The sequence below is a fragment of the Streptomyces sp. NPDC002092 genome, from assembly GCF_053593775.1.
In genome coordinates this window covers 356,655-383,432 of record NZ_JBSFDG010000010.1, presented here as the reverse complement: position 1 = coordinate 383,432, position 26,778 = coordinate 356,655, and the positions used below count along the sequence as shown (strand labels likewise).

Sequence of the window (26,778 nt, the reverse complement as noted above, 5' to 3'; positions counted from 1 at the left end):
TCCCAGTAGACGACTGGGTTGATAGGCCGGATCTGGAAGCACCGCAAGGTGTGGAGGTGACCGGTACTAATAGGCCGAGGGCTTGTCCTCAGTTGTTCGCGTCCACTGTGTTAGTTCTGAGACAACGACCGTTGTCGGCTTTGAGCAGAACACATAACAGAAGAGTGTGCTTGTTCGCTCGAAACCATTAGGGTTTCGGTGGTTATAGCGTGAGGGAAACGCCCGGTTACATTTCGAACCCGGAAGCTAAGCCTTACAGCGCCGATGGTACTGCAGGGGGGACCCTGTGGGAGAGTAGGACGCCGCCGAACAATCTTTGGAAGGACCCCTGGTCCCAGCGTTCAGCTGGGACCAGGGGTCCTTTCGTTTTTACAATGCTTGTGTACCGAAGACAGGAGTCACCGATGTCCACCAACTCTCCCGACGACCGACCGGAACGCGACCAGCGGCGACGGGACAGTGGGGACCGCGGCGATCGCGGCGGTTACCGCGGTGGTTCCCGTCGGGACGACCGGCGCGATGACAACCGCGGTGGTTCCGACCGCGGTGGTTCCGACCGTGGTGGTTCCGACCGTGGTGGCTACGGCCGCCGCGACGACAACCGTGGTGGACACGGCCGGCGTGACGACCGCCCGCGTGATGACCGCGGGGACCGCGGAGGCTTCCGCCGGGACGACAACCGGGGTGGCGGGTACGGCCGTCGGGACGACCGGCGCGAGGGCGACCGTGGCTCCCGTCCGGCGTTCCAGCGCGACGACCGCGACCGCGGGCCGCGCCGGGACGACAGGGATCGTGACCGCGGTTTCCGCCGTGACGACCGCGGAGACCGTGGCGACCGCCCCTCCTTCCGTCGTGACGACCGTGGTGGCGAGCGGCGCGACAACGACCGCGGTGGCTTCCGCCGGGACGACAACCGGGGTGGCGGGTACGGCCGTCGGGACGACCGCCGGCCCGACGATCGCGGCGATCGCGGCGATCGTGGCGGCTTCCGCAGGGATGATCGTCGGGACGACCGGCGTGACGACAACCGCGGTGGGTCCGACCGCGGTAGCTACGGCCGCCGCGACGACCGCAGGGACGATCGTGACCGTGGCTTCCGCGGCGACGACCGTGACCGCGGCTTCCGGCGTGACGACCGCGGGGAGCGGGGAGACCGTCCGTCCTTCCGGCGTGACGACCGTGGAGAACGTGGAGAACGTGGAGACCGCCCCTCCTTCCGTCGTGACGAGCGTGCAGACCGCGGAGAGCGCGGGGACCGCCCTTCGTTCCGTCGTGATGACCGTGGCGAGCGCGGAGAGCGTCCGCCCTTCCGGCGGGACGACCGTGGCGAGCGTCGGGAAGGCGACCGCGGTGGCTTCCGGCGGGACGACAGCCGGGGCGAGCGCGGTGGGTTCCGCGGCCGTGATGACCGTGGTGGACGCGGGGGCCCCCGTCGGGACGACCGCGGTGGCCGTCCCGGAGGCTTCCGCGGGCGTGACGACCGACGCGGCGCTGGTGGCGGTCGGTTCCGTGACGAGCGGGACCGTGACCGCGAGCCGATCAAGCGGCTGCCGATCCCGGAGGACGTCACCGGCGACGAGATCGACAAGGACGTACGGCAGGAGCTGCTGAGCCTGCCGAAGACGCTCGCGGATGATGTCGCCAAGAACCTGGTGATGGTCGCCCGGCTCATCGACGAGGACCCCGAGCGCGCCTACGCCTACTCCAAGATCGCGCTGCGGCTGGCGTCGCGCGTCGCCGCCGTACGCGAGGCGGGCGGGTTCGCCGCGTACGCGAACCAGAAGTACTCCGAGGCGCTTGCCGAGTTCCGGGCCGCGCGGCGGATGACCGGCAGCGCGGAGCTGTGGCCTGTCATGGCCGACTGCGAGCGTGGACTCGGGCGGCCGGAGAAGGCGCTGGACATGGCCGGGGCGCCCGAGGTGCAGAAGCTCGACAAGGCCGGACAGGTCGAGATGCGGCTCGTCGCGGCCGGCGCCCGGCGTGACATGGGGCAGCTCGACGCGGCCATCGTGACGCTGCAGAGCCCCGAGTTGGCCTCCAGCTCCGTGCAGCCGTGGACCGCGCGGCTGCGGTACGCCTACGCGGACGCGCTGCTCGCCGCCGGTCGCGAGGGTGAGGCGCGGGAGTGGTTCGCGAAGGCCGTCGAGGCCGACAAGGACGGCAGCACGGACGCCTCGGACCGGCTTGCCGAGCTGGACGGTGTGGAGTTCGTCGACGCCTTCGACGAGAGCGACGAAGGTGACGAGGGCGACGCCACGGAGACCGATGCCGAGGTCGAGGCCAAGGCCGAGGACGACAAGGACTGAGCTGTGAGGAAGGGCGGGACCATGAGGTCCCGCCCTTTCGCATGTCAGAGGGCTCAGAGGGCCTCAGAGGTCCAGCGCACGCAGCACCAGCCCCGACGCGGGCTTCGGGCCGAACGAGGTCGACTTGCGGGGCATCGTCACGCCCTGGCGGGCCAGGTCGCGGACGACCTCCTCGCGTACCGGGTGCATCAGGACGGCCGTACCGCCGTCGCGTTCCGCCTTCTCGACCGTGGCCGCCGTGTCGTGGATGTAGGCGATACGTGCCGGGTCGTCCTCGGGGATGTGCCAGACATGGTCGAGGAGCGTGGCGTGCAGGACCGTGGCGTCCAGGGTGCGCCAGGCCGCGGGGCGGTCGGCGGGGATCGTACGGGCCAGGAGGTCCGGGTCCGGGCGGTCGATCAGGTGGAACGCGCCGTCGCCGGCGAGCAGGAAGGCGTTGCCGGCGCAGGCGGCGTCGGCCAGTGCGTCCAGGGCCTCCGGCAGGGGTTCGGGCAGGTGCCGTATGCGGAACAGGCCGTCCAGGGCGGCGAGTGCGTCGGCGACCGGCAGGCCGTGCAGGAGGCGGTGGATGGCGCGGACGCGCAACGGGTAGCGGGCCGTGTCGACCAGGAGGACGAGGCCGTAGTCCCAGGGGCTCGGCGAGGTGTGCTCGGTGCGGAGCCGGCGATAGGTCGCCCAGCGGTGGTGGCCGTCGGCGATGAGGGCCTGGTGCTGGGAGAGGTCGGACTGGATGCGGGCGAGGTCGTCCGGGTCGGTGATCGACCACAGGCGGTGGCTGAAGCCGTCCTCCGTGGTGGTGGCCAGGAGGGGAGGGTGCCCGGCGGCGCGTTCCACGACCTCGATCGCCGAAGACGTCGAGCCGTTCCCGCGGTAGGTCAGGAGCAGGGGTTCGAGGTTCGCGGAGGTGGCGCGCATCAGGGCCGCGCGGTCGGCGACCACGTGCGGCATGACGTCCTCGTGCGGCAGGACCACGCCTTCCGACGGGTCCGAGACGCGCAGGGCGCCGATGATGCCGCGCTGCAGCATTCCGCCGCCGTCGCACTGCTCGTAGACGTACAGGCCGGGTTCGGGGTCGGTGGTCAGGATGCCCTCGGCGAGCCAGCGACGCAGGGTGTCGCCGGCCTGTTCGTTGCGGGCCGTGGGGGTGGTGGCCTGCGGCAGGATCAGACGGACGATGTTGTGCGGGTCGGCGGACTGGAGGTGGTGCAGGCCGTCGGGGCGGACGACGACGTCGTACGGCGGGGACGTCACGGCGGCGAGGCTGCCGACCCGGTCGGGGTCGTAGCGAAGGCCTCGGAACGGGGTGAGTTCCAGGCCTCGGCGCGCCGTTGCTTCCGAGTGACCTGCTGTGTTCATCCCGGCATCGTACGTGTGTCAGTGGCGTGAGGGATGATCGGGGGAAAGCCGTCGAACGAGGAGCGATGTGGAATGAGCCAGAGCGTCAGGACGAGGCCCGAGGGCAGTGGCCAGGCCCTGAGCGAGGCGTACGACACCGCGCTGCTTGACCTCGACGGTGTGGTGTACGCGGGGGGCAGTGCCATTGCGTACGCGGTCGAATCGCTGGCCACGGCTCGGGCGGGCGGGATGCATCTCGCGTACGTCACCAACAACGCGCTGCGGACGCCGGACACGGTGGCGGACCATCTGACCGAGCTGGGGATACCGACCGGGGCCGATGACGTCATCACCTCCGCTCAGGCGGTCGCACGGCTGATCAGCGAGCAGGTGCCGGCCGGGGCGCGTGTGCTGGTCATCGGTGGGGAGGGGCTGCGGGTCGCGCTGCGCGAGCGGGGGCTCGTGCCCGTCGAGTCGGCGGAGGACGATCCGGCGGCCGTCGTGCAGGGGTACGGCGGACCCGAGTTGCAGTGGGCGCGGTTCGCGGAGGCCTGTTACGCCATCGCGCGGGGGGTGCCCTGGTACGCCTCCAACACCGACCTGACGATTCCCAGTGGGCGTGGGATCGCACCGGGCAACGGCGCCGCAGTGGAGGTGGTGCGGATAGCGACCGGTGCCGAACCGCAGGTCGCGGGCAAGCCGTTGCCTCCCATGCACCGGGAGACGATCCTGCGGACGGGCGCCCGGCGGCCGTTGGTGGTCGGGGACCGGCTGGACACGGACATCGAGGGCGCGTTCAACGGGGAGGTCGACTCGCTGCTCGTGCTGACCGGTGTCACCGACGGCGCGCAGCTGCTCGCCGCGCCGCCGCAGCACCGCCCGACGTACGTCGACGCGGATCTGCGCGGACTGCTCACGGGACAGCCCGAGGTCGTCGAGGCGGGGGACGGCTTCCGATGCGGCGGCTGGACGGCGACATCGGGTGTGGACCGGCTCGAACTGGACGGTGACGGCGAGGCCTTGGACGGTCTGCGGGCATTGTGCGCGGCGGCCTGGACGGCGGCCGGTGAGGGTGTGTGCGCGCTGGATGCGGGGAAGGCGCTCGCGCGGCTGGAGTTGTGAGGCGACGCACCGGGCGGGTGGCGGACGGGGGCTCTGAATCGCCCGGCCGTCGCGACCGGGGATCGGAGGCTGAAGCGAGGGTAGGCTAACCTAACTGACGTGTTGGTCGACAGTCCTCCAGAACAGCGCGCGGACACCGCCCCCGCGCCCCCAATCCGCCGGACGATACGTGCCTTTGGGCTCATTGCATCCCTTGCCGTCCTGGTGCTCGTCGCGCTGGCGAGCATCGCCGTCGGGGCGAAAGAACTGCCCCTGGAGCAGGTCTGGCACGGGCTGTTCCAGGACACGGGGACGTACGGCGACGTCGTGGTCGACGAGCGGCTGTCGCGGACCGTGCTCGGGCTGCTCGCCGGCGCGGCACTCGGCCTGTCCGGGGCGGTACTGCAGGCGCTCACCCGTAATCCGCTGGCCGACCCCGGGCTGCTCGGTATCAACGCGGGCGCGTCGGCCGCGGTCGTCACCGCCATGACGTACTTCGGCGTCACGAGCCTCAACGGCTATGTGTGGTTCGCCTTTTTCGGGGCGGGTGCCGTGGGTGCGCTGGTCTGGTTCCTCGGCGGCAGCCGGGGCGCGACGCCGGTGCGGCTCGCGCTCGCCGGTACCGCCATCAGCGCCGCCCTGTACGGCTATCTGCAGGCCGTGATGATCACGGACGAGGCGGCGCTGAACAAGATGCGCTTCTGGACGGTCGGTTCGCTCTCCTCGGCGACCGACTCGACCATTCTGCAGGTGCTGCCGTTCCTCGCGGTCGGCACGGTCCTCGCTCTCGCGCTCGCCCGGCCGCTCAACGCCGTGGTCATGGGCGACGACACGGCCAAGGCCCTCGGCGCCAATCTGAACCGCACCCGGGCGCTGTCCATGCTCGCCGCCGTCGTGCTGTGCGGAGCGGCGACCGCCGCCTGCGGGCCGATCGCGTTCGTGGGGCTGATGGTCCCACACGTCGTACGGTCCTTCACCGGCCCCGACCTGCGCTGGATCCTGCCGTACGCCACGATCCTGGCGCCGGTGCTGCTGCTCGGTGCCGACGTCGTCGGCAGGGTCGTCGCCCGGCCCTCGGAGCTCCAGGTCGGCATCATCACCGCGATCATCGGCGGGCCGGTCTTCATCTTTCTGGTACGACGACGGAGGACGGCGCAGCTGTGAGGAGCAACCGTGTGCTGAGGACGCCGGGCGGGCTCTCCGTGCGCCTGGACGTCCGGGCCGCCACCGTCGTCGTCCTGCTGCTGTTCGCCGCGCTCGCCGCGAGCGTCCTGCTGATCGGCACCGGCGACTTCCCGATCTCGGCCGGTGACGTACTGAGGACACTGGCCGGGGGCGGCAACGCCGGGCAGGAGTTCATCGTCAATGAGCTGCGGCTGCCGCGTGTCCTGGTCGGGCTGCTGGTCGGGGCCTCGCTGGGGCTCGGTGGGGCGCTGTTCCAGGCCGTCACCCGCAATCCGCTGGGCAGCCCGGACGTGCTCGGCCTCGGGCAGGGGGCGACGGCCGGGGCGCTCGTGATGATCGTGCTGTTCTCCGGGAGCGCGGTCCAGGTCACCCTCGGGGCGCTCGTGGGCGGGCTGGCGACCGGGCTTGCCATCTATCTGCTCGCCTGGAAGCGGGGCGTGCACGGCTATCGGCTGGTTCTGGTCGGTATCGGAGTGTCCGCGATCGTCACGGCGGTCAACAGCTATCTGCTCACGGTCTCCGACCTCGTCGACGCCGCCCGCGCGGTCGTCTGGATGACCGGGTCCCTCAGCGGCCGTGACTGGGACCAGGTCTGGCCGCTGCTCGGGCTGTGCGCCGTACTCGTACCGCTGGTCCTCGCCAACGCGCGCGGGCTGCGGATGATGGAGATGGGCGACGACGCCTCGAACGCCCTCGGGGTGCGGGTGGAGCGGGTACGGGCGCTGCTGATGGTGGCCGCCGTGCTGCTCACCGCGACCGCCACGGCCGCCGCGGGGCCCGTCAGCTTCGTGGCGCTCACCGCGCCGCAGCTCGCCCGCCGTCTGACCCGCTCGCCCGGCCCCAACCTGCTGTCGTCCCTGTGCATGGGCGCCGCGCTGCTGGTCGGCGCCGACTGGATCTCGCAGCGGGCCTTCGGCGCCGACCAGCTGCCGGTGGGCGTGGTCACCGGCGTCCTCGGCGGTGTCCATCTGCTGTGGCTGCTGGTCACCGAGCGCAGGGCCGGCCGGATATGAGCGAGCCCGCGCAGCCGGACACGAGTGGCCCGAAGAACCCCCACACCCGAAGGAGCACCGTGAACCGGCTGTCCGCCGAGAACGTCACCCTCGCCTACGACCAGCGGGTCATCGCCGAGCAGCTCTCGGTGGAGATCCCCGACAGCTCGTTCACCGTGATCGTCGGCCCCAACGCGTGCGGTAAGTCCACCCTGCTGCGCGCCCTGTCGCGGATGCTGAAGCCGAGCCAGGGGCGGGTGCTGCTGGACGGGCAGGTCATCCAGTCGATGCCGGCGAAGAAGGTCGCGCGGACGCTGGGCCTGCTGCCGCAGTCGTCGATCGCGCCCGACGGCATCACCGTCGCCGACCTCGTCGGCCGCGGCCGGTATCCGCACCAGGGCATCCTGCGCCAGTGGTCGGCCGAGGACGAGCGGGTCGTACAGGAGTCGATGGCACAGACCGGGGTCGCCGGGCTCGCCGATCGCCATGTCGACGAATTGTCCGGCGGTCAGCGCCAGCGCGTCTGGATCGCTATGGCGCTCGCCCAGCAGACCCCGCTGCTGCTGCTCGATGAACCGACGACATACCTGGACATCCAGCATCAGATCGACGTCCTCGATCTCTGTGCCGAGCTGCACGAGGAGCAGGGTCGCACGCTGGTTGCCGTGCTGCACGATCTCAACCACGCCGCTCGGTACGCCACCCATCTCATCGCCCTGCGCGAGGGGCAGGTCATCGCCGAGGGAGCGCCCGGTGACATCGTCACCGCCGAACTGGTCGAGGAGGTCTTCGGGCTGCGCTGTCAGGTCGTCGAGGACCCGGAGACCGGAACCCCGCTGGTGGTGCCCGCGGCGCGGAAGGCACGCGCGCGCATGGTGGCTACAGAAGCTTCCTGAGCTGGAACAGGTCGCGCAGCCCCGCCTCCAGCTTGATCCGGCCCGAGCCCCAGGCCTTGGCGAAGTTCAGCTCGCCGTTGACCAGGGCCACCAGGTCGTCGCCCTTCATGGTCAGTCTGATCTCGGCCTTCTCCCGTGGCGGGCCCTGGATCGTGTCCTGCACCACGATCCGGCCGCCCGTCATCCTGCCGACGAACGTGATGTCGAGGTCGGTGATCCGGCAGCTCACCGAGCGGTCCAGGGACGCTGCCGTGCGGACGTCCCCTTCGGCGGTCTGCATGTTGTCCGAGAGCTTCTCGAGTGCGGCGCGGCACTCCTCGATCGTGGCCATCGCGATCGACGGTACCCCAGCGGTTCGGGGTAGCGTCTGGGCATGAGCGACTCTGTGCCCGACGCCACGGTGGGAGACGAAACGGTCGAGGTCGAACCCGCGCAGGAACCCGAGTACGACCCCGCCGCCCCCGCGCCGTTGAACGTGCCCCGCACCCCGACCGGCAACGCCGACGTGGACGCCCAGCTGGAGCGCCTTGGCGACGCCGACCACCTCGCCACCGACGGCCACCTCGAGGTGTACGAGGATGTACACCGGGGACTGCGCGACGCGCTCACCGCGCTCGACGCCCGCCCGGGACCCCAGGCACCCTCGCCGTCGTACGACCAGAGGGCGCCTTCACCCTCGTATGGCCATAGGAGCTGAACCGAACGTGGCAGGAGTCGCACGCCGCCGTCTGGACGCAGAGCTGGTCCGCCGGAAGCTCGCGCGCTCGCGTGAGCATGCCAGCCAGCTGATCGCGGCCGGGCGGGTCACCGTCGGCAAGACCGTCGCGACCAAGCCCGCCACGCAGGTGGAGACCGCGGCGGCGATCGTCGTCACGGCCGACGACAGCGACCCCGAGTACGTGTCCCGGGGCGGGCACAAGCTCGCCGGCGCGCTGCAGGTGTTCGCGCCGCAGGGGCTCGTGGTGAAAGGGCGGCGGGCGCTGGACGCCGGCGCCTCGACCGGCGGCTTCACCGATGTGCTGCTGCGCTCGGGGGCCGCCCACGTCGTCGCCGTGGACGTCGGATACGGACAACTTGCCTGGACTCTTCAGAGCGATGAACGCGTCACCGTCAAGGACCGTACGAACGTACGCGAGTTGACGCTTGAGGAGATCGATGGTGAGCCTGTGGATCTTGTCGTGGGGGATCTGTCCTTCATCCCGCTCGGGCTGGTCCTGCCCGCCCTGGTGCGGTGTGTGAAACCGGACGCCGACCTGGTGATGATGGTTAAGCCGCAGTTCGAGGTGGGGAAGGAACGGCTGGGCAGTGGGGGAGTCGTACGGAGTTCGCAGCTGCGGGCGGAGGCCGTGCGGGGTGTGGCCCACAGGGCGTGGGAACTCGGGCTCGGGGTGAAGGGTGTCACCGCCAGCCCGTTGCCCGGACCTTCCGGGAATGTCGAGTACTTTCTGTGGCTGCGGACCGGGGCACCCGAACTGGACCCGGCCGACGTTGACCGTGCAGTGGCGGAGGGGCCGCGTTGACCCAGAACCGAGCTCGTACAGTTTTCCTGCTCGCCCACACCGGGCGGCCCGCGGCCATTCGCAGCGCCGAACTCGTGGTCAAGGGGCTGCTGCGGGAGGGCATCGGCGTGCGCGTCCTGGAGTACGAGGCGGCCGATCTGCCGCTGCCCGAGGAGGTGCAGCTGGTCAAGGAGGCCACTCCGCAGTGCCTGGACGGGTGCGAGCTGCTGATCGTGCTCGGGGGTGACGGGACGCTGCTGCGGGGCGCCGAGTTCGCCCGGGCGTCCGGGGTGCCGATGCTCGGCGTCAACCTCGGGCGGGTCGGATTCCTCGCCGAGGCCGAGCGGGACGATCTCGACAAGGTCGTCGACCGGGTGGTGACGAAGGCGTACGAGGTCGAGGAGCGGATGACCGTCGATGTCGTCGTTCACCAGAACGGGAACATCGTGCACACGGACTGGGCGCTGAACGAGGCGGCGGTGCAGAAGGCCGGCGCCGAGAAGCTGCTTGAAGTCGTGCTGGAGATCGACGGGCGGCCGGTCACGGGGTTCGGCTGCGACGGCATTGTGCTGTCCACTCCGACGGGGTCGACCGCGTATGCGTTCTCGGCAGGTGGGCCTGTGGTGTGGCCTGAGGTCGAGGCGCTGTTGATGGTGCCGATCTCTGCGCATGCGCTGTTTGCGAAGCCGTTGGTCACGTCGCCCGATTCGGTGCTGGCGGTCGAGGTGCTGCCTCATATTCCGCCGGGGGTCTTGTGGTGTGACGGGCGGCGGACCGTGGAGTTGCCGCCGGGGGCCAGGGTCGAGGTGCGGCGGGGGGCTGTGCCGGTGCGGTTGGCTCGGTTGCACCATGCGTCATTTACTGACCGGCTTGTGGCGAAGTTTGCGTTGCCGGTGTCTGGATGGCGTGGGGCGCCGCATTAGCGCTCTGTAGGGGGTGTGGGGATTCTTGTGCGGCGGCGGGTCCGTTGTGGCTTGTCGCGCCCACGCGGCGGAGCCGCACATTGATACAGCCCCGCGCCCCTTGGGGGCTGCACTCGCCCGGGTGATAATGCGCAGCCGATACGCATTCGTCACCTGCACCTTCACAGAACCGGGACAGGGGGCGTCGCACTCGGCGCCCCCGACCTCGTAAGGTCGTGTCCGTGCTGGAAGAGATGCGGATACGGTCGCTCGGCGTCATCGACGATGCGGTCGTCGAGCTGTCGCCCGGGTTCACTGCCGTCACCGGTGAGACGGGTGCGGGCAAGACCATGGTGGTCACCAGCCTCGGGCTGTTGCTGGGCGGGCGGGCGGACCCGGCGCTCGTGCGGATCGGGGCCGAGAAGGCGGTCGTGGAGGGGCGGATCTCCGTACCCGCGGGCGCCTCGGCCGTCGTACGCGCCGAGGAGGCCGGGGCCGAGCTCGACGACGGGGCGCTGCTGATCAGCCGTACCGTTTCCGCCGAAGGGCGGTCGCGGGCGCATGTGGGCGGGCGCAGTGTGCCCGTGGGACTGCTCGCTGACCTCGCCGACGATCTCGTGGCCGTGCACGGGCAGACCGATCAGCAGGGGCTGCTGAAGCTGTCCCGGCAGCGGCAGGCGCTGGACCGGTACGCCGGGGAGGCCGTCGCGGGGCCGCTCGCCAAGTACGGCGAGGCCTACCGGCGGCTGCGGGCCGTCTCCGTGGAGCTGGAAGAGATCACCACGCGCGCGCGTGAGCGGGCCCAGGAAGCCGACATGCTGCGGTTCGGGCTCGACGAGATCGCGGGTGTGGAGCCACGGGCCGGGGAGGACGTGGAGCTGGCGGAGGAGGCCGAGCGGCTCGGGCACGCGGAGGCCCTGTCGTCCGCCGCCACAGCCGCTCATGCCGCCCTTGCGGGCAATCCGGAGGATCCCGAGGGCATCGACGCCGCCACGCTCGTCGCGGGGGCCCAGCGGGCGCTGGACGCGGTACGCGCGCACGATCCGGCGCTGGCCGCGCTCGCCGACCGGATCGGGGAGATCGGGATCCTGCTCGGCGATGTCGCCGGGGAGCTGGCGGGGTACGCCGACGACCTGGACGCGGATCCCCTTCGGCTGGCGGCCGTCGAGGAACGGCGGGCGGCGCTCACCGGTCTGACCCGGAAGTACGGGGAGGACATCAACTCCGTGCTCGCATGGGCCGAGCAGGGTGCCGCGCGGCTGACCGAGCTGGACGGCGACGACGAGCGGATCGACGAGCTGACCGCCGAGCGGGACGCGTTGCGGACCGAACTCGGCGGTCTAGCCCAGGCGTTGACGGATGCGCGGACGGAGGCCGCGGAGCGGTTCGCGGCCGCCGTGACCGCGGAGCTCGCCTCGCTCGCGATGCCGCACGCGCGCGTGTCGTTCGACATCCGGCAGACCGAGGACCCGGAGGGCGTGGAGGTCGGCGGACGTACGGTCGCCTACGGGCCGTCCGGCGCCGACGAGGTCGAGCTGCTGTTGGCCCCGCACCCGGGGGCGCCGGCCCGGCCCATCGCCAAGGGCGCCTCCGGTGGTGAGCTCTCGCGTGTGATGCTCGCCGTCGAGGTCGTCTTCGCGGGGACGGATCCCGTGCCGACGTATCTCTTCGACGAGGTCGACGCCGGCGTCGGCGGCAAGGCGGCCGTCGAGATCGGGCGGCGCCTTGCGAAGCTCGCGAAGAGCGCGCAGGTGGTGGTCGTGACCCACCTGCCGCAGGTGGCCGCCTTCGCCGACCGGCAGTTGCTGGTCGAGAAGACCAACGACGGGTCCGTGACCCGCTCCGGCGTGAAGGTGCTCGAGGGCGAGGAACGGGTGCGGGAACTGTCCCGGATGCTCGCGGGCCAGGAGGACTCCGAGACCGCCCGGGCACACGCGGAGGAGCTGCTGGCGACGGCACGGGCGGACGTCTAGATGTTTCGCCCGGGGGTCTCGATCGCACGGGGTCCTCGGAGGTGAGCCGGCGTGGGACGCCCACTCGCGGGTGAGCGTCCCCGCCGTATCTCATCGCCTGTTCGACCGTGCTCGGGGCCGTGTTCAACGAGGCGCCCCGGGATCTCGGGGCTCCCGCGTGAGGCGGCTGTCTGTGGCGTCAGCGTGCGAACTTTTCGATGGCCTGCGGGGTGACCGGGGTGAAGAAGTTGACGAGGTTGCCGTCGGGGTCGCGGAACAGCAGTGAACGGTTGCCCCAGGGCATCGTGGTGGGTTCGGTGACGAAGTCGGTGACGAAGCCGGTCAGGTTCTGGTGGACGCGGTCCACGTCGTCGACGAGGAACTCGGTGATCACGCTGTGGTTGTCCGCCGGGCGGGCGGAGCCCGGGGCGAACAGCGGGACGGTGCGGGTGCCGGCGATCGCGAGGGTGGCGCCCGCGGTCCTGAGTTCGGCGAAGTCCTCGGTGGCCCATGTCGCCCGCGCCCCTGTGGCTCGCTCGTAGAACTCGACGAGGCGCGCGACGTCGCTGGTGATGATGCGGATCGAGACGAAGTCCATGGAGATCTCCTTGACGTGCTGGGGGCGAGGTGGTCGTGCACGTCGCAGGCTAGGAGAAATAGGGGACAGAATCGGTCCTGTATTCGCGTTAGGCTGCGAACATGCCTCGACCCACCGGCCGCGTGCTGACACTCCTGGAGCTGCTGCAGTCGGGCGGCACCCGGACCGTGGCCGAGCTCGCCGACCGTCTCGGCGTCGAAGGGCGCACCGTGCGCCGCTATGTGGACCAGTTGATCGACCTGGACGTGCCCGTGGAGTCGGTGCGCGGCCGCTACGGCGGGTACCGGCTGGCTCCCGGGTACCGCTTGCCTCCGCTCATGCTCAGCGACGACGAGGCGCTGGCCGTGCTCCTCGGCCTGGTCGCCGGCCGCCGGTCGGCCCTGACGACGACGGAGCGCACGGCGAACGAGACGGCATCGGCGAAGATCCGGCGCGTGCTGCCCCCGCACATCGCCCGCCGGCTCGACACCCTCCTGGAAGCTCTCGCCTTCACCGACCGGCCCGGCGAGTTGGACCACCCGGACGCCGCGCTCCTGCTCACCCTCGCCGATGCGGTGCGCCACCGCCGCCCGGTCTCGATCCGCTACACCGACCGCGAGGGACGCCGTAGCGAACGCACTCTGCACGCGTACGGGATCGTCGCCCACGCGGGCCGGTGGTACGTCACCGGCAAGGACGCCCACGTCGAGGAGGACCGGACCTTCCGGCTCGATCGCATCGCAGCCGCGAGGACCCTGCCCGGCTCCTTCGAAGCGCCCGCGGGCCCCGGTCCGGCACAGCGCGTGCTGTCAGGGTTCGCCACGGCCGAGTACCGGCATGAGGTGACCCTGCGGATCCACGGGACGGTGGAGCAGATCCGCGCGCACCTCCCTGCCGGCGTCGCGAGCGTGGAGGAGCACGAGCCCGCGGCCGGTCAGGACCCGGCGGCCGAGCGCTGGCTGCGCGTCGAGCTACGGGCGGAGCGGCTCGACTGGTTGCCTCGGACGCTCGCCTCACTCGACCGGCCGTTCGTCATCGAGCGCCCCGCCGAACTGCGCGACCTCGTCATGGCGCTCGCCGATCGCCTCATGTCCCGCGCCCGCCGAGCCTGACAGCCGCATAGGGTGGCCCGATGGTCAACCTCGCTCGCAGTGCAGTGTCGTTCGGGCTCGCCGCGTCTGTGACCCGGGCGGGCATCGCCGGGCTGAGCGCCAAGCCGCCGGGTGGGCGCGCGCGTTGGGAGCGGAAGAACTACGCGGGGCGGATCGTCCAGTTGTACGCCGGTCCCGCGGCCGCGGTCGCGGCGGCCGTCGGAGCGGGCCGGGTCAGGCCTGCCGCCGGGTTCGCGGTGCTGGCTGCGGGTGCCTGCGGCGCCTACGACGACGTTGCCGGGGCCGGCGACCCCCGGCACGGCTTCCGGGACCATCTCTCAGCCCTTCGGGACGGCGAGGTCACCAGCGGCGCGGTCAAGCTGTTCGGGATCTCCGCCGCGGGGCTCGTCGCGGGTGCGCTGCTCAAGGAGCGGGCCGTCGACAAGGTGCTCGCAGGCGTCGTGATCGCCTCAGCCGCCCACTTCGTGAACCTCGTGGACGTACGACCGGGCAGGGCCGCCGGAGCGACGGTCGCGCTCGCGGCGCCGGGGCTGCTGCGCCCGGGGCCCGGCAGGGAACTGGCCGCCGTGGCGCTGGGCGCCGCCACGGCCGTGCTGCCCGACGACCGCGGCGAGCGCGCGATGCTCGGTGACACGGGGGCGCACGCGCTCGGCGCAGCCCTGGGTGCTGCGGTAGTCACCGGATGGGGGTCCCCCCGCTCGAGCGGAGCCGAGAGTGGGGGAGGACGCGCCGGTCTCCTCGCGCACGCAGCCGCCCTCGTGGCTGCGGCGGCGTACGGTGACAAGGTGAGCGAGGCGGCGCGGTCATGGGGTGGGGGCCAGGTGCCCCTCTCTCACTCGTGCGAGTGACCAATCCCACCGCCCCACAGCCCCCGTGCGGCACTCGCGTCACCTTCTCGTTGCCGGAACGCCCGTACGTCCTGGCATCCTTGGCGTAGTACGTGGAGGAAGCCGCGCGGTACACCCCCTCCGCTGGATCCTTCTGTACTTTCTTCGTGACCGCCCGACGCCGAACCAGGAGCCCCGGCCACGTGAGCCCCGTGAGCAGCCACGCACCGCACGGTCAGTCGCCGCTGCGCACCGTGCAGGTGCTCGGCGGTGGCAACGCCGGCAGCAGCGCGCATGTGCGTTCGCTGGCGGCGGGGCTCGTCGCACGGGGCGTGCGGGTCACCGTGTGCGCGCCCGTCGAGGCCGATCACGCCTACGACTTCACGGGGACCGGCGCCGACCATGTGCACGTGCCGCGCAGCAGCGACCCGGGAGCCGTGACCGCGCTGCGGGACGCGTGCAAGGACGCCGATCTGGTGCATGCGCACGGGCTGCATGCCTCCTTCCGGGCCGCGCTGGCCCTCAGCGGCCGGCGCACCCCCCTCGTGGTCACCTGGCACAACCGGGCGCACGCCGAAGGAGCCCGCGCCCATCTGCTGCGCCTCCTGGAGCGGCGGGTCGTGAAGGCCGCCACCGTGGTGCTCGGCACCTCCTCGGACCTCGTGGACCGGGCGCGCCGGACCGGGGCGCGGGACGCGCGGCTGGCCGCCGTGGCGCTGCCCGGGCCGCCTCCGGGCGCGGAGCCGGAGGATCCCGACCGCCCGAGCTCCAAGATCCGGGCCGAACTGGGCGCCACGGGCCGCCCGTTGCTCATGGCCGTCGGCTCCCTCGACCGGCACCGCGGTTACGAGACCCTGCTGGACGCCACGCGCGCGTGGCGTCGACTGGACCCCGTGCCGCTCGTCGTGATCGCGGGGGAGGGTCCGCTGCGGACCGTGCTGCAGCGCCGTATCGAGGACGAAGGCTTGCCCGTCCGGCTCATCGGGCGGCGCGACGACGTGCGGACGCTGCTCGCCGCCGCCGATCTCGCACTGCTGCCCAGCAGTTGGGAATCGCGTTCCGTGCTCGCCCAGGAGGCGCTCCACGCGCGCGTGCCGCTCGTCGCGACCCATGTCGGCGGCATCCCCGAACTCGTCGGCGACGCGGCCGAACTCGTGCCGTACGGGGACGCGGAGGCCCTCGCCGACGCCGTCACCGGGCTCCTCGGCGACCCGGAGCGCCGTGAGCTGCTCCGGGAGAAGGGCGTCCGGCAGGCCGCCACCTGGCCGACGGAGGACGAGACCGTCGCCCAAGTGCTCAGCGTCTACGACGAGTTGACCCAGCGCCGGCCGCTCGTCCGAGGGCAGCCCTAGGGGGTGTGCCTACGCGCTCGCAGTGCCAGGCTCAACGCCAGTACCGTCTGCGGGTCGTCGAGGTCCGTGCCGAGCAACTCGCCGATCCGGGCCAGGCGGTTGTAGAGGGTCTGCCGGTTGAGGTGGAGTTCGCGGGCCGTCTCCGCCTTGCGGCCCGCGTGCGCCAGGTACGTCTCCAGGGTGGGCAGCAGGGGCGGCTTGGAGCGGTTGTCGTGGTCGCGCAGCGGGCCGATCGCACGGTCCACGAAGGCCGCCAGGTCCGGGTGGTCGCGCAGTCGCCACAGGAGCAGGTCGATGTCGAGGCGGCGGGCGTCGTACCAGGGGCGGTCCGAGAGGCCCTGCGCCGCCGTCGCCGTCTCCGCCGCGTGCCTCAGGCCCGCCGACGCCGCGGCCCAGCCGCCCGCCACCCCGACGACCACCACCGGCGGTGGCGCCCCCGGCCGCTGCATCCCGGCCCGCTCCACGCCCGCCCGCAGCGCCGCCGCGACCCGGTCCGCGACCGCCGACCGGTCAGCCTCCGCGCGCAGGCCCAGCAGCAACGGCACGCGGCCCTCGACGGGCCGTACGCCCAACAGGACCGGAACGCCCACCGAGGCCAGCTCCTCGGCGACCGCGCGGGCCAGCACCGCCCAGCCCCCGCCTGGCGACAGCGTGTCGCCCAGCCGCATCACCACCGGCAGCAGCGGGCTGCTGCCGGGCTTGAAGCCCAGCACGCGTGCCTGCGCGGGCGCGTCCTCCGCGGCGACACGGCCCTCGGCGAGATCGGTGAGGAAGTCCCCGCGGCCCCGCGCCGCCAGCTCCTCCTCCTGCCGGGCCTGCATCAGGACGACGGCCAGGATGCCGGCCGCCCGCTCGGCCGCGATGCGGTGCACGGGGGCCAGCGGGGCCCGTACCGGGAGGAGGACCAGGCGGGCGCGTACCGAACCGGTTCCCGGGCCGCCGCCGGGTACGTCCACTAGGACCGACCCCGACGGTGGCGGGGCGTCCTTGTGGTGGCCGCGCAGCCCCTCCCACACCTGGAGCGGGTCCGCGCCCTCGGGGCCGGCCCCGGCGGCGTACAGCAGCTGTCCGTCCGTCGTCTCCAGGAAGACCGGGTTGCCGCTGAAGTCGGCCAGGATGCCCAGCACCTGGGGCACCCCGCCGCCGCCCAGCAGCGCCTCGGTGCAGCGGCGGTGCACCTCCTCGGCCCGCTGCAGCAGCGCGTAGTGGCCGTTGACGATCTCGGTGTGGACCTCCTCCGTGACCGCCACGAAGGGCACCTCGCGATGCAGCTGGACCAGCGGGAGCCCGGCCGCGCGCGCCGTGTCGACGAGCGCGGCGGGCAGGCGGGTGAAGCGCGGGCCGAGCTCCACCACGAGGGCCGCGATACCCCGCTCGGCCAGGGTGCGCACGAACGCCCGCTGCTCGGCCGGCCGGGTGCCGAGACCGTAGCCGGTGGTCAGCAGCAGCTCGCCGCCCTTCAGCAGCGAGGCGATGTGCGGCACCTCGCCCGCGTGTACCCAGCGCACGGTGCGCTGCAGCCGGTCGGCGCCCGCGAGGACCTCCGGCAGTCCGCTGCGCAGACCGGGCAGCTCCAGCGCCCGCTGCACGGTGATCCCGGCTCCGTGCGTGTCGAATCTGCTGCTCGTGTCGCTGCCCGCACTGCTGTCCATGAGCCGGACGCTACCCGCGCGGGTGCCTGCGGGACATCTCCGGGCGGGGCTGGGGCTCGGCGGGCCGGGGAATGGGTGATGCTGACCGGCAGGCGTGGCGCTGGGCACCTCCGGCGGACGGGTCGTCGAGAGCGTGCACCGGCGCCCCGGGTGCGCCCCGCGGCCGTACTGGAGGAGACGGCGGCAGCGGTGCAAGGTGCTGCTCCACGCCCCACCGGGCGAGCCCGCCGTCCGGGCAGCACCTTCCGGCGCTGCCTTGCGCCGCCCGGCGGCCCGATCACCGTCGACGCATTCGGCCACCGAGCGATCGCCACCGCCGCCGCGTACCTGCTCCGGGGGTGCGCGCACTGCGCGCCAAGCTGGTCGCGACGGCCGAGACGGCGGCCGTACGCCGCCCAGCTCGCCGCCTGGCTGCTTGCCGCAGGCGATCCGGAGCCGGAACCCCTCGGCGGCGGGCTCCGGGGACGCGGTGCCGATCCCGACGCCCTGGTGAGGGCCCTGCCGGCCGAAGCCGCGGGTACGGTCCGCCCGGCTGGCGATCGAGATGCCGTATGCGCCTGTATCGACGCCCGTGCCGAGGCCGGGCTGGACGGGATCGCACTCGTGCCGGCGACGGCCGGTGGGCGGTGGGTCGGCGCACGCTGGAGCTGCTCAGATCGGCCTGATGTTGTGGTTGAACCGGAAGACGTTGTCCGGGTCGTAGCGGCGCTTCAGTTCGCCCAGCCGCCGGGTGTTCTCGGCGCCCATGCCGGCGACCACGCGCTCGGGGCCCTCGTCGCCGATGAAGTTGAGGTAGACCGCGCCGGTGCTCCACGGACGGACGTCGGCGCGTACATCCCGTACCCACCGCAGGCACCGCTCGTCGTCCGCCGGGTCCTGCCAGATGCCGAAGGGGTGCACCGCCCACGGCGCGTCCCGATAGGGCACGGGGTATTCGTGCGGACCGTCCGCGATCGCGCCGCCCTGGGGGAGCAGCACGTACTGGACGCCCGTCGGTACCGGTATCGCCTCGCCGCGGCCGCAGTAGACGTCCACCAGATCGTCGGGCAGGCCCGTCAGGTACTCCGCCGACCAGTAGTTCCGCAGCCCGGGCGGATCGTCGAGCAGGCACTGCACCTCGGCGTACGGCATCGCGCCGACGACCTCGGCCTCGTGCGGCAGCGCCAGCAGCGGCTCGGCGAGCTTGCGCAGGTCCTCCTCGCCGCCCACGTACGTCAGCAACGCAGCGCACATCAGATGGCCGACCAGCTGGGGCGGCACGAAGTCGGCCGGCGGGCCGGTGACGTAGCCGGCCATCCCGGACGCCTCCACCGGGCCGGCCGTGATGATCTCGCGGTAGGTGCGCACCATCTCGCGGCCGAAGGCGGGCAGATACATCACGAAGGCGATGGAGAAGACGGGCAGTTCGTGCAGCTCCAGGGTCAGTGCGGTGGCGACGCCGAAGTTGCCGCCTCCGCCGTGCAGGCCCCAGAACAGCTCCGGGTTCTCGTCGGCGTTCGCGTGGACCCGCTCGCCGTCGGCGGTGACCAGTTCGACGCCGAGCAGATTGTCGACGGCCAGTCCGCACCAGCGGTCCAGCCAGCCGGTGCCGCCGCCGAGGACGAAGCCGCCGACGCCCGTGGTGGAGGCCCGGCCGCCGGTGGTCGCCAGGCCGTACGGCTCGGTCGCGCGGTCCAGGTCGCTCATGGTGGCGCCGCCCGCGATCCGCACCGCTTCGGCCGCGGGGTCCACGGTGACGGCACGCATGTGGCGCAGGTCCACGACCAGCCCGCCGTCGTTCACCGCCATGCCCGCCACGCTGTGCCCGCCGCCGCGCACGGCGATCTTCAGATCCAGCTCCCGGCCGAAGCGCACGGCCCGTACGACATCGGCCTCGTCCACGCACTGCGCGATCACCGCCGGCCGCCGGTCGATCAGGGCGTTGAAGACCGCCCGGGCCTCGTCGTAGCCGACATCCCCCGGGGCGAACACATCGCCGACCAGATCCTCACGCAGCGCGGCGAGGGCCGCGCCCGCCTTCGACGGGGAAGCCATGGGGCGCCCCCTTCCGTACAGGGGCTGTTGGCTCCAGCGTAGGCGGGCCCGGCTCGGTGGTCCTGTTCAGCCGCCGTAGGCTCCCGAGGCCGTCAGGCGCAGTGCCGTGTCGATGAGCGGGACGTGGCTGAAGGCCTGCGGGAAGTTGCCGACCTGGCGCTGCAGACGCGGGTCCCACTCCTCGGCGAGCAGACCGAGGTCGTTGCGGAGCGCGAGCAGCTTCTCGAACAGCTTGCGGGCCTCGTCCACGCGGCCGATCATCGCCAGGTCGTCCGCCATCCAGAACGAGCAGGCCAAAAACGCCCCTTCGTCGCCGGGCAGACCGTCGACGCCCTCGCTGGAACCCTCCGTCGGGTAGCGCAGGATGAAGCCGTCCGGCGTGGACAACTCGCGCTGGATCGCCTCGATCGTGCCGATGACGCGCTTGTCGTCGGGGGGCAGGAAGCCCATCTGCGGGATCAGCAGCAGCGAGGCGTCCAGCTCCTTCGAGCCGTACGACTGCGTGAAGGTGTTGCGCTCCTTGTCGTAGCCCTTCTCGCAGACGTCCCGGTGGATGTCGTCGCGCAGGTCGCGCCAGCGCTCCAGCGGGCCGTCCGCGTCGCCGGACTCGATGAGCTTGATGGTGCGGTCGACGGCGACCCAGGCCATGACCTTGGAGTGCACGAAGTGGCGGCGCGGGCCGCGCACCTCCCAGATGCCCTCGTCCGGCTCGTCCCAGTGCTGCTCCAGGTAGCGGATCAGCTTGAGCTGGAGCAGGGAGGCGTAGTCGCTGCGGGCCAGGCCGGTCATGTGGCCCAGGTGCAGGGCCTCGGTGACCTCGCCGTAGACGTCCAGCTGGAGCTGGTGGGCGGCGCCGTTGCCGACGCGGACGGGCGCGGAGTTCTCGTAGCCCGGCAGCCAGTCCAGCTCCGCCTCGCCCAGCTCGCGCTCGCCCGCGATGCCGTACATGATCTGCAGGTTCTCGGGGTCGCCGGCGACTGCCCGCAGCAGCCACTCGCGCCAGGCGCGGGCCTCCTCGCGGTAGCCGGTGCGCAGCAGCGAGGACAGGGTGATGGCCGCGTCCCGCAGCCAGGTGTAGCGGTAGTCCCAGTTGCGGACGCCGCCGATGTCCTCGGGCAGGGAGGTGGTGGGGGCGGCGACGATGCCGCCGGTCGGGGCGTACGTCAGCGCCTTCAGCGTGATCAGGGAGCGGACCACGGCCTCGCGGTACGGGCCGTGGTACGTGCAGTGCTCCACCCACTCCCGCCAGAAGTCCTCCGTCGCCTCCAGCGAGGCCTCCGGCTCCGGCAGCGGCGGCGGCTCCTTGTGCGAGGGCTGCCAGGAGATGGTGAAGGCGATGCGGTCACCGGGAGCGACCGTGAAGTCCGAGTACGTGGTCAGCGACTTGCCGTAGGTCTCGCACTCGGTGTCGTACCAGACGGAGTCCGGGCCCGCGACGGCGACCGTGCGGCCGTCGTGCTTGTGCACCCACGGCACGACACGGCCGTACGAGAAACGCATCCGGAGGGCCGAGCGCATCGGGACGCGGCCGGAGACGCCCTCGACGATGCGGATCAGCTGGGGGGCGCCGTCACGCGGGGGCATGAAATCGGTCACCCGGACCGTGCCGCGCGGGGTGTCCCACTCGGATTCCAGGATCAGGGAGTCACCGCGGTAGCTGCGCCGGGCCGCCGTCGGGGGCTGCGCCTCGGCCGCGTGGGCGGGGCCGAGCCGCCAGAAGCCGTGTTCCTCGGTGCCCAGCAGGCCGGCGAAGATGGCGTGCGAGTCGAAGCGGGGCAGGCACAGCCAGTCCACCGTGCCGTCCCGGCAGACCAAGGCGGCGGTCTGCATGTCTCCGATGAGTGCGTAGTCTTCGATGCGCCCGGCCACGTGCAACTCCAGTCGAACGGCCACGTCACCCCCGTGAAGGAAGGGGGCTGTCGCTTATTGCGGTCAAGGGGTCGTTGTAATGCGTCGTTGAGCGGTGAAGCAAAGCAGTCGTCCTGGCCGTGTGGCAAAACGACAATTGATGCTCAACGAACTGACGAGCTCTCGTTGTTCCGGTCATCACGTGCGGGGGTGGTGCCGTGTACCCGGCCGGGCTCGGCAGCGAGTGTCCGAGCAGGATACGACGCACGTAGATGATCTGCGTGCCGCTCCGGGCAACCCGAATAGGCCGAACGGGTGAGCATCGGGTGAGAAACGCGAAGGACCGTGCGGGTCTGTGGTGACTCGTGTGCGCTGCGTGGCCGGAAGCCATCGCCGCCGGGCGCTGATACCCTGGTAGCCCGTGGACCGGTGGGCGAGAAATCCCCGGCACCGCACCTCGAACCGCGACCACGGGAGCCCCCTCTTGGCCATGCCGCCGAAATCTACGACGACCAAGCACATCTTCGTCACCGGGGGTGTCGCCTCCTCCTTGGGCAAGGGCCTCACGGCCTCCAGCCTGGGCATGCTCCTCAAGGCGCGGGGCCTGCGGGTCGTGATGCAGAAGCTCGACCCGTACCTGAACGTCGACCCGGGCACGATGAACCCCTTCCAGCACGGCGAGGTCTTCGTCACCAACGACGGCGCCGAGACGGACCTGGACATCGGACACTACGAGCGCTTCCTCGACCGTGACCTGGACGGCTCCGCCAATGTCACTACAGGCCAGGTCTACTCGACGGTGATCGCCAAGGAGCGGCGCGGCGAGTACCTGGGCGACACCGTGCAGGTCATCCCGCACATCACCAACGAGATCAAGCACCGAATCCGGCGCATGGCGACCGACGAGGTCGACGTCGTCATCACCGAGGTCGGCGGCACGGTCGGCGACATCGAGTCGCTGCCGTTCCTGGAGACCGTCCGCCAGGTCCGCCACGAGGTCGGGCGCGACAACGTCTTCGTCGTCCACATCTCCCTCCTGCCCTACATCGGCCCGTCGGGAGAGCTGAAGACGAAGCCGACCCAGCACTCGGTTGCGGCCCTGCGGAACATCGGTATTCAGCCAGATGCGATCGTGCTGCGCTGCGACCGCGAGGTCCCCACCGCGATCAAGCGCAAGATCTCCCTGATGTGCGACGTCGACGAGGCCGCCGTGGTCGCCTGCCCCGACGCCCGCTCGATCTACGACATCCCCAAGACCGTGCACGGCGAGGGCCTGGATGCGTACGTCGTCCGCAAGCTGGACCTGCCGTTCCGCGACGTGGACTGGCGGACCTGGGACGATCTGCTCGACCGCGTCCACAACCCCGACCACGAGATCACCCTCGCGCTGGTCGGCAAGTACATCGACCTGCCCGACGCCTACCTCTCGGTCACCGAGGCGCTGCGCGCCGGCGGCTTCGCCAACAGGGCCCGGGTGAAGATCAAGTGGGTCACCTCCGACGACTGCAAGACCCCGGCCGGTGCCGCGGCGCAGCTCGGCGACGTCGACGGCATCTGCATCCCGGGCGGTTTCGGCGACCGCGGTGTGCTCGGCAAGGTCGGCGCGATCAAGTACGCCCGCGAGCACAAGATCCCGCTGCTCGGCCTCTGCCTGGGTCTGCAGTGCATCGTGATCGAGGCAGCGCGCAACCTGGCCGGAATCACCGACGCCAACTCCACCGAGTTCGACTCCGCCACCGGACACCCGGTCATCTCCACCATGGCCGAACAGCTCGACATCGTCGCCGGCGAGGGTGACATGGGCGGCACGATGCGTCTGGGCATGTACCCGGCCAAGCTGGCCGAGGGCTCGATCGTGCGCGAGGTCTACGACGGCAAGGAGTACGTCGAGGAGCGCCACCGGCACCGCTACGAGGTGAACAACGCCTACCGTGCGGAGCTGGAGAAGAAGGCCGGCATCCTGTTCTCCGGCACTTCGCCCGACGGCAAGCTCGTCGAGTACGTGGAGTACCCGCGCGAGACGCACCCTTACCTGGTGGCGACCCAGGCGCACCCCGAGCTGCGCTCCCGCCCGACCCGGCCGCACCCGCTGTTCGCGGGTCTGGTGAAGGCCTCGGTCGAGCGGAAGAATTCCAAGTAGCACACCAGTTGTACGGTGGCCGGGGCGCTCGCACTCAAAAGGTGAGCGCCCCGTTTCACTCGGCGTGGCAGAAGCGTGTGGCAGAAGCGTGCGGAAGGACAGGGCATGACGATCAAGGACACCCCCGAGGAGTGGGAGATCCGGGCGACGGAGACCCCCTTCGTGGGCAACAAGACCTCCGTGCGCGCTGACGACGTGGTCATGCCCGACGGACATGTGGCCCGCCGCGACTACCAGGTCCACCCCGGTTCGGTCGCCGTCCTCGCCCTCGACGAGGACGGCCGGGTCCTGCTCGTCCGCCAGTACCGCCACCCCGTGCGTCACAAGCTGTGGGAGATCCCGGCCGGTCTGCTCGACGTGCCCGGCGAGAACCCGCTGCACGCCGCCCAGCGCGAGCTGTACGAGGAGGCGCACGTCAAGGCCGAGGACTGGCGTGTGCTGACCGACGTCTACACCACGCCGGGCGGCTGCGACGAGGCCGTGCGCATCTTCCTCGCCCGTGATCTGTCCGAGGCCGAGGGCGACCGCTTCGAGGTCGAGCACGAAGAGGCCGACATGGAGATCGCGCGGGTGCCCCTGGAGGAGCTCGTACGGGGCGTCCTCGGGGGCGAGCTGCACAACAACTGCCTTGTCGTGGGCGTCCTTTCGCTGGTCGCCGCGGAGCAGGGCGACGGGCTCGACGCGCTGCGTCCCGCCGAGGCGCCGTGGCCCGCGCGTCCCTTCGAGTCCTGAACGCCACCCCTTTCGTACCGGTGTGACGATCTGCTGATCCGATCGGGGGATGTGCCCGCCGTGCTCCGCCAGGTTCGTTGCAGAGCGTGAACTAGGCTCTGTTGATGCCCGGTACCGGAGTCCCGGCGGGCTTGCGCGTGCGGTGGGACGGGAGTGTGGCCCGTGACGGATCAGGCGGTCAACACAGACGGTGTACGGCTGTCGGGGCACGCTGCTGACGAGAGCCGCTTCCTGGGCCGTACAAGGGAATTGAAGGAACTCCGCGCCGACATCGAGCGCGCCGGCCTGGACACCCTCTCCGGCCGCAAGGCCCCACGCGCGCGCGTACTGCTCATCGCGGGCAGGCCCGGTTCCGGACGCACGGCCCTCGCCGAGGAACTGGTACGGCAGGTTGCGGACCGTTACGACGACGGGGTGCTCCGGGCGCGGCTGAGCGAGCCCGACGGCACGCCCGTCCCCCTCGGACAGACCGCCCGTGAACTGCTCGCCGCGCTGAAGCTGCCCACCCCCGCCGGAGCCGCCGCGGACGACCTGGCCGAGGCGCTGCGCACCGCCCTCGCCGACCGCCGGGCCCTGGTGCTGCTGGACGACGCGGCGGACGCCGAGCAGGTCGACGCCCTGCTGCCGGACACGCCGGACTGCCTGGTCGTGGCCGTGTCGAGCGGCCCCCTCACGGGTATCTCCGACGTCCGCCCCTGCACCCTCGGCGGCCTCGACACCAAGTCCGCTCTGGAGCTGCTCACCCGGCACACCGGCTCGGTCCGCATCACCGTCGACCCCCGTGCCGCCGAGGGCCTGGTCGAGGAGTGCCAGGGGCACCCCGCCGCGCTGACACTGGCGGGCGGCTGGCTCGCCGCCCGCCCCAAGGCTGCCGTCGCCGATCTGGCCAAGCATCTGCACACGGAGGGTGAGGGCACGCCCCTCAGCCGGGTCTTCGGGCTCGTCTACACCTCGCTGTCCGCGCCGTCCGCCCGGATGCTGCGGCTGCTCTCCCTCGCCCCGGCCGGCCTGGTCGACCCGCACACCGCGGCCTCGCTCGCCGGCTGCTCGGTCGGCGACGCGCATGCCGCGCTGGACGAGTTCGTCGCCCTCGGTCTGCTGCGGGCCGCGGACTCGCCGTTGCCGCAGTACGAGGTGCCGGGCTGTCTGCACCCCCTGCTGAAGAAGCTCACCCAGAGCCAGGACCGCCCCGGCGAGGTGCAGCTGGCCCGCGCCCGCATGCTGGAGCGGACGGTACGGCTGCTGCAGTCCTGCCGGGTGATCACCGAGACGGACAGCCCCGAGGCGCGCGAGAAGCTCCAGGGCATGCCGCGCGCCGTGCGCTTCCCGAGCCCCCGGGCCGCCGAGGAGTGGCTGCGCCTGCGCAGGCCCGCGCTGCTGGCCGCGGCACGGCTGGCCGTCGCGGACGGGGAGCTGGACACCCTCGCTCGCCGGCTGATGTCCCAGCTGGTCAAGGCCATGGTCGCGCACTTCGGCACCCGGGCCGCCGCCCCCGACCTGTACGGCATCCACCGGCTCGTCCTGGACGTGGCCGAGCGGCGGGACCTGCCCCGCGAGAAGGCCGCCGCACTGCTGAACCTCGGCGACCTGGACGCCCAGACCGGCCGCACGAGGGAGGCGCTGGCGCGCTATCGGGCCGCGTTGGACGCCGGACGGGAGGCAAACGACCCGTACGCGAGCGGCCGCGCAATGGAATCCGTAGGCGGTGCGCATCTGGAGCTCGGGGACTACGACCGGGCCGCCGACTGGTTCGGCCGCGCCCTGGCCGAGCGCCTGGCCCGGGGCGAGCGTGCGGCTGCCGCCCGGCTCTACGGCCGTATCGCCGCGGCCCACACCTATGCGGGCCGCTACGGCGAGGCCCAGCGCGGCTGGCGCACGGCGATCGCCCGGCACCGCAAGAACGGCGACATCGCGTCCCACGCACGGGCGTTGAGCGAACTCGCGCGCGTCCAGGAGTACGCGGGGCGGCCCGAGGAGTCGCTGCGCACCTGCCACGAGGCGGTGGAGTGGGCCCGGCGTGCCGAGGACGTACGGCTGCAGGCGGCGCTGCAGCTGCGGCTCGCCGACACGCTGGAACGCCTGGGCGATCCCGCCTCCGCTCAGCTGCACCGGGGCACGGCCGAGCGGCTGCTGGGGGAGGAGCGCGAGGGCGGTGAGCAGGAGCCGAAACCCCTTGATCCCTTGCAACAGGACGATGACACCTGCGAAATCCGTAGTACATCTGGCGAAGATTGATGCAATGAAAGGCTAGACAGAGGGAACGCCTTCATTAGACTGGCTCTGCCGCACCTTCTCCTGCGGTGTCTCCCGGTGTGCTCATGCATGCCTGGGTATGT

21 protein-coding genes, 2 rRNA genes and 1 pseudogene are annotated in these 26,778 nt (G+C 71.7%); 18 read left to right on the top strand and 6 right to left on the bottom strand.

The features are described from left to right. The 4 genes and pseudogenes from ACWCRD_RS24935 to ACWCRD_RS24920 all read left to right on the top strand — a co-directional run. A 23S ribosomal RNA gene (locus tag ACWCRD_RS24935) occupies positions 1-90 on the top strand; the annotation flags it as partial. A 104-nt stretch (positions 91-194) separates the two neighbouring features. Further along, positions 195-311, top strand: a 5S ribosomal RNA gene (gene rrf / locus ACWCRD_RS24930). Between the two features lie 63 nt (positions 312-374). Beyond that, a pseudogene (locus ACWCRD_RS24925) lies at positions 375-1,526 on the top strand (hypothetical protein); the annotation flags it as partial. 21 nt (positions 1,527-1,547) lie between these two features. After that, positions 1,548-2,306, top strand: coding sequence for a hypothetical protein (locus tag ACWCRD_RS24920; RefSeq protein ID WP_450967987.1), 759 nt, complete (start codon positions 1,548-1,550; stop codon positions 2,304-2,306). A gap of 63 nt (positions 2,307-2,369) precedes the next feature. Here ACWCRD_RS24920 and ACWCRD_RS24915 read toward each other — a convergent pair whose 3' ends face one another. Then, positions 2,370-3,662: a DUF1015 domain-containing protein gene (locus ACWCRD_RS24915; RefSeq protein ID WP_450967974.1), complete on the bottom strand. Its 1,293-nt coding sequence runs from the start codon at positions 3,660-3,662 to the stop codon at positions 2,370-2,372. 72 nt (positions 3,663-3,734) lie between these two features. Between ACWCRD_RS24915 and ACWCRD_RS24910 the strand changes: the two genes are divergently transcribed. From ACWCRD_RS24910 to ACWCRD_RS24895, 4 genes are all read left to right on the top strand, one after another. Then, the gene (locus tag ACWCRD_RS24910; RefSeq protein ID WP_450967973.1) at positions 3,735-4,763 is read left to right on the top strand and encodes an HAD hydrolase-like protein; all 1,029 of its coding nucleotides are present in this window, start codon (positions 3,735-3,737) and stop codon (positions 4,761-4,763) included. Between the two features lie 99 nt (positions 4,764-4,862). Continuing rightward, positions 4,863-5,906, top strand: coding sequence for a FecCD family ABC transporter permease (locus ACWCRD_RS24905; RefSeq protein WP_450967972.1), 1,044 nt, complete (start codon positions 4,863-4,865; stop codon positions 5,904-5,906). Further along, positions 5,903-6,940 carry a FecCD family ABC transporter permease gene (locus tag ACWCRD_RS24900; protein WP_450967971.1) on the top strand — a complete coding sequence of 346 codons (1,038 nt, stop codon included), beginning with the start codon at positions 5,903-5,905 and terminating at the stop codon, positions 6,938-6,940. Before ACWCRD_RS24905 ends, ACWCRD_RS24900 begins: the two co-directional genes overlap by 4 nt. Then, entirely contained in the window at positions 6,937-7,815 is an 879-nt protein-coding gene (locus tag ACWCRD_RS24895) for an ABC transporter ATP-binding protein (protein WP_450967970.1), read from the top strand. Before ACWCRD_RS24900 ends, ACWCRD_RS24895 begins: the two co-directional genes overlap by 4 nt. Here ACWCRD_RS24895 and ACWCRD_RS24890 read toward each other — a convergent pair. Continuing rightward, positions 7,799-8,146: an SCP2 sterol-binding domain-containing protein gene (locus ACWCRD_RS24890; protein ID WP_450967969.1), complete on the bottom strand. Its 348-nt coding sequence runs from the start codon at positions 8,144-8,146 to the stop codon at positions 7,799-7,801. The genes ACWCRD_RS24895 and ACWCRD_RS24890 overlap by 17 nt on opposite strands. Positions 8,147-8,188: 42 nt before the next feature. Between ACWCRD_RS24890 and ACWCRD_RS24885 the strand changes: the two genes are divergently transcribed. The 4 genes from ACWCRD_RS24885 to recN all read left to right on the top strand — a co-directional run bounded on the left by ACWCRD_RS24885 (position 8,189) and on the right by recN (position 12,189). Next, a complete protein-coding gene (locus tag ACWCRD_RS24885) occupies positions 8,189-8,512 on the top strand; it encodes a hypothetical protein (protein WP_450967968.1) in 324 nt (107 codons plus the stop codon). Positions 8,513-8,519: 7 nt separating this feature from the next. Next, entirely contained in the window at positions 8,520-9,335 is an 816-nt protein-coding gene (locus tag ACWCRD_RS24880; RefSeq protein WP_450967967.1) for a TlyA family RNA methyltransferase, read from the top strand. Then, the gene (locus ACWCRD_RS24875) at positions 9,332-10,237 is read left to right on the top strand and encodes an NAD kinase (protein ID WP_099927840.1); all 906 of its coding nucleotides are present in this window, start codon (positions 9,332-9,334) and stop codon (positions 10,235-10,237) included. Before ACWCRD_RS24880 ends, ACWCRD_RS24875 begins: the two co-directional genes overlap by 4 nt. A 233-nt stretch (positions 10,238-10,470) precedes the next feature. Then, positions 10,471-12,189 (top strand): DNA repair protein RecN, encoded by a 1,719-nt coding sequence (gene recN / locus ACWCRD_RS24870; RefSeq protein WP_450967986.1) that lies wholly within the window; start codon positions 10,471-10,473, stop codon positions 12,187-12,189. A 178-nt stretch (positions 12,190-12,367) separates the two neighbouring features. Here the strand turns inward: recN and ACWCRD_RS24865 are convergent, their stop codons facing one another. Further along, the gene (locus ACWCRD_RS24865; RefSeq protein WP_450967966.1) at positions 12,368-12,766 is read right to left on the bottom strand and encodes a VOC family protein; all 399 of its coding nucleotides are present in this window, start codon (positions 12,764-12,766) and stop codon (positions 12,368-12,370) included. Between the two features lie 101 nt (positions 12,767-12,867). On the opposite strand from ACWCRD_RS24865, the gene ACWCRD_RS24860 reads away from it, so the two are divergent. The 3 genes from ACWCRD_RS24860 to ACWCRD_RS24850 all read left to right on the top strand — a co-directional run bounded on the left by ACWCRD_RS24860 (position 12,868) and on the right by ACWCRD_RS24850 (position 16,036). After that, complete coding sequence (locus ACWCRD_RS24860) at positions 12,868-13,857, top strand: helix-turn-helix transcriptional regulator (protein ID WP_450967965.1); 990 nt, start codon at positions 12,868-12,870, stop codon at positions 13,855-13,857. A 20-nt stretch (positions 13,858-13,877) separates the two neighbouring features. Then, positions 13,878-14,705, top strand: coding sequence for a hypothetical protein (locus ACWCRD_RS24855; RefSeq protein WP_450967964.1), 828 nt, complete (start codon positions 13,878-13,880; stop codon positions 14,703-14,705). 182 nt (positions 14,706-14,887) lie between these two features. Further along, on the top strand, positions 14,888-16,036 hold the full coding sequence (locus tag ACWCRD_RS24850) for a glycosyltransferase family 4 protein (protein WP_450967963.1): 1,149 nt from the start codon (positions 14,888-14,890) through the stop codon (positions 16,034-16,036). Here ACWCRD_RS24850 and ACWCRD_RS24845 read toward each other — a convergent pair. The 3 genes from ACWCRD_RS24845 to ACWCRD_RS24835 all read right to left on the bottom strand — a co-directional run bounded on the left by ACWCRD_RS24845 (position 16,033) and on the right by ACWCRD_RS24835 (position 21,591). Continuing rightward, entirely contained in the window at positions 16,033-17,688 is a 1,656-nt protein-coding gene (locus ACWCRD_RS24845; protein ID WP_450967962.1) for a PucR family transcriptional regulator, read from the bottom strand. The two genes, ACWCRD_RS24850 and ACWCRD_RS24845, sit on opposite strands and share 4 nt — an antisense overlap. 651 nt (positions 17,689-18,339) lie before the next feature. Next, entirely contained in the window at positions 18,340-19,722 is a 1,383-nt protein-coding gene (locus tag ACWCRD_RS24840; protein ID WP_450967961.1) for an FAD-binding oxidoreductase, read from the bottom strand. 66 nt (positions 19,723-19,788) lie between these two features. Then, on the bottom strand, positions 19,789-21,591 hold the full coding sequence (locus tag ACWCRD_RS24835) for a glycoside hydrolase family 15 protein (protein ID WP_450967985.1): 1,803 nt from the start codon (positions 21,589-21,591) through the stop codon (positions 19,789-19,791). 469 nt (positions 21,592-22,060) lie between these two features. On the opposite strand from ACWCRD_RS24835, the gene ACWCRD_RS24830 reads away from it, so the two are divergent. The 3 genes from ACWCRD_RS24830 to ACWCRD_RS24820 all read left to right on the top strand — a co-directional run bounded on the left by ACWCRD_RS24830 (position 22,061) and on the right by ACWCRD_RS24820 (position 26,677). Beyond that, positions 22,061-23,710, top strand: a complete 1,650-nt coding sequence (locus tag ACWCRD_RS24830; RefSeq protein ID WP_450967960.1) for a CTP synthase — start codon at positions 22,061-22,063, stop codon at positions 23,708-23,710. Between the two features lie 105 nt (positions 23,711-23,815). Next, on the top strand, positions 23,816-24,442 hold the full coding sequence (locus ACWCRD_RS24825) for an NUDIX domain-containing protein (RefSeq protein ID WP_450967959.1): 627 nt from the start codon (positions 23,816-23,818) through the stop codon (positions 24,440-24,442). A 162-nt stretch (positions 24,443-24,604) separates the two neighbouring features. Continuing rightward, complete coding sequence (locus ACWCRD_RS24820; protein ID WP_450967958.1) at positions 24,605-26,677, top strand: tetratricopeptide repeat protein; 2,073 nt, start codon at positions 24,605-24,607, stop codon at positions 26,675-26,677. Positions 26,678-26,778 lie beyond the last annotated feature (101 nt).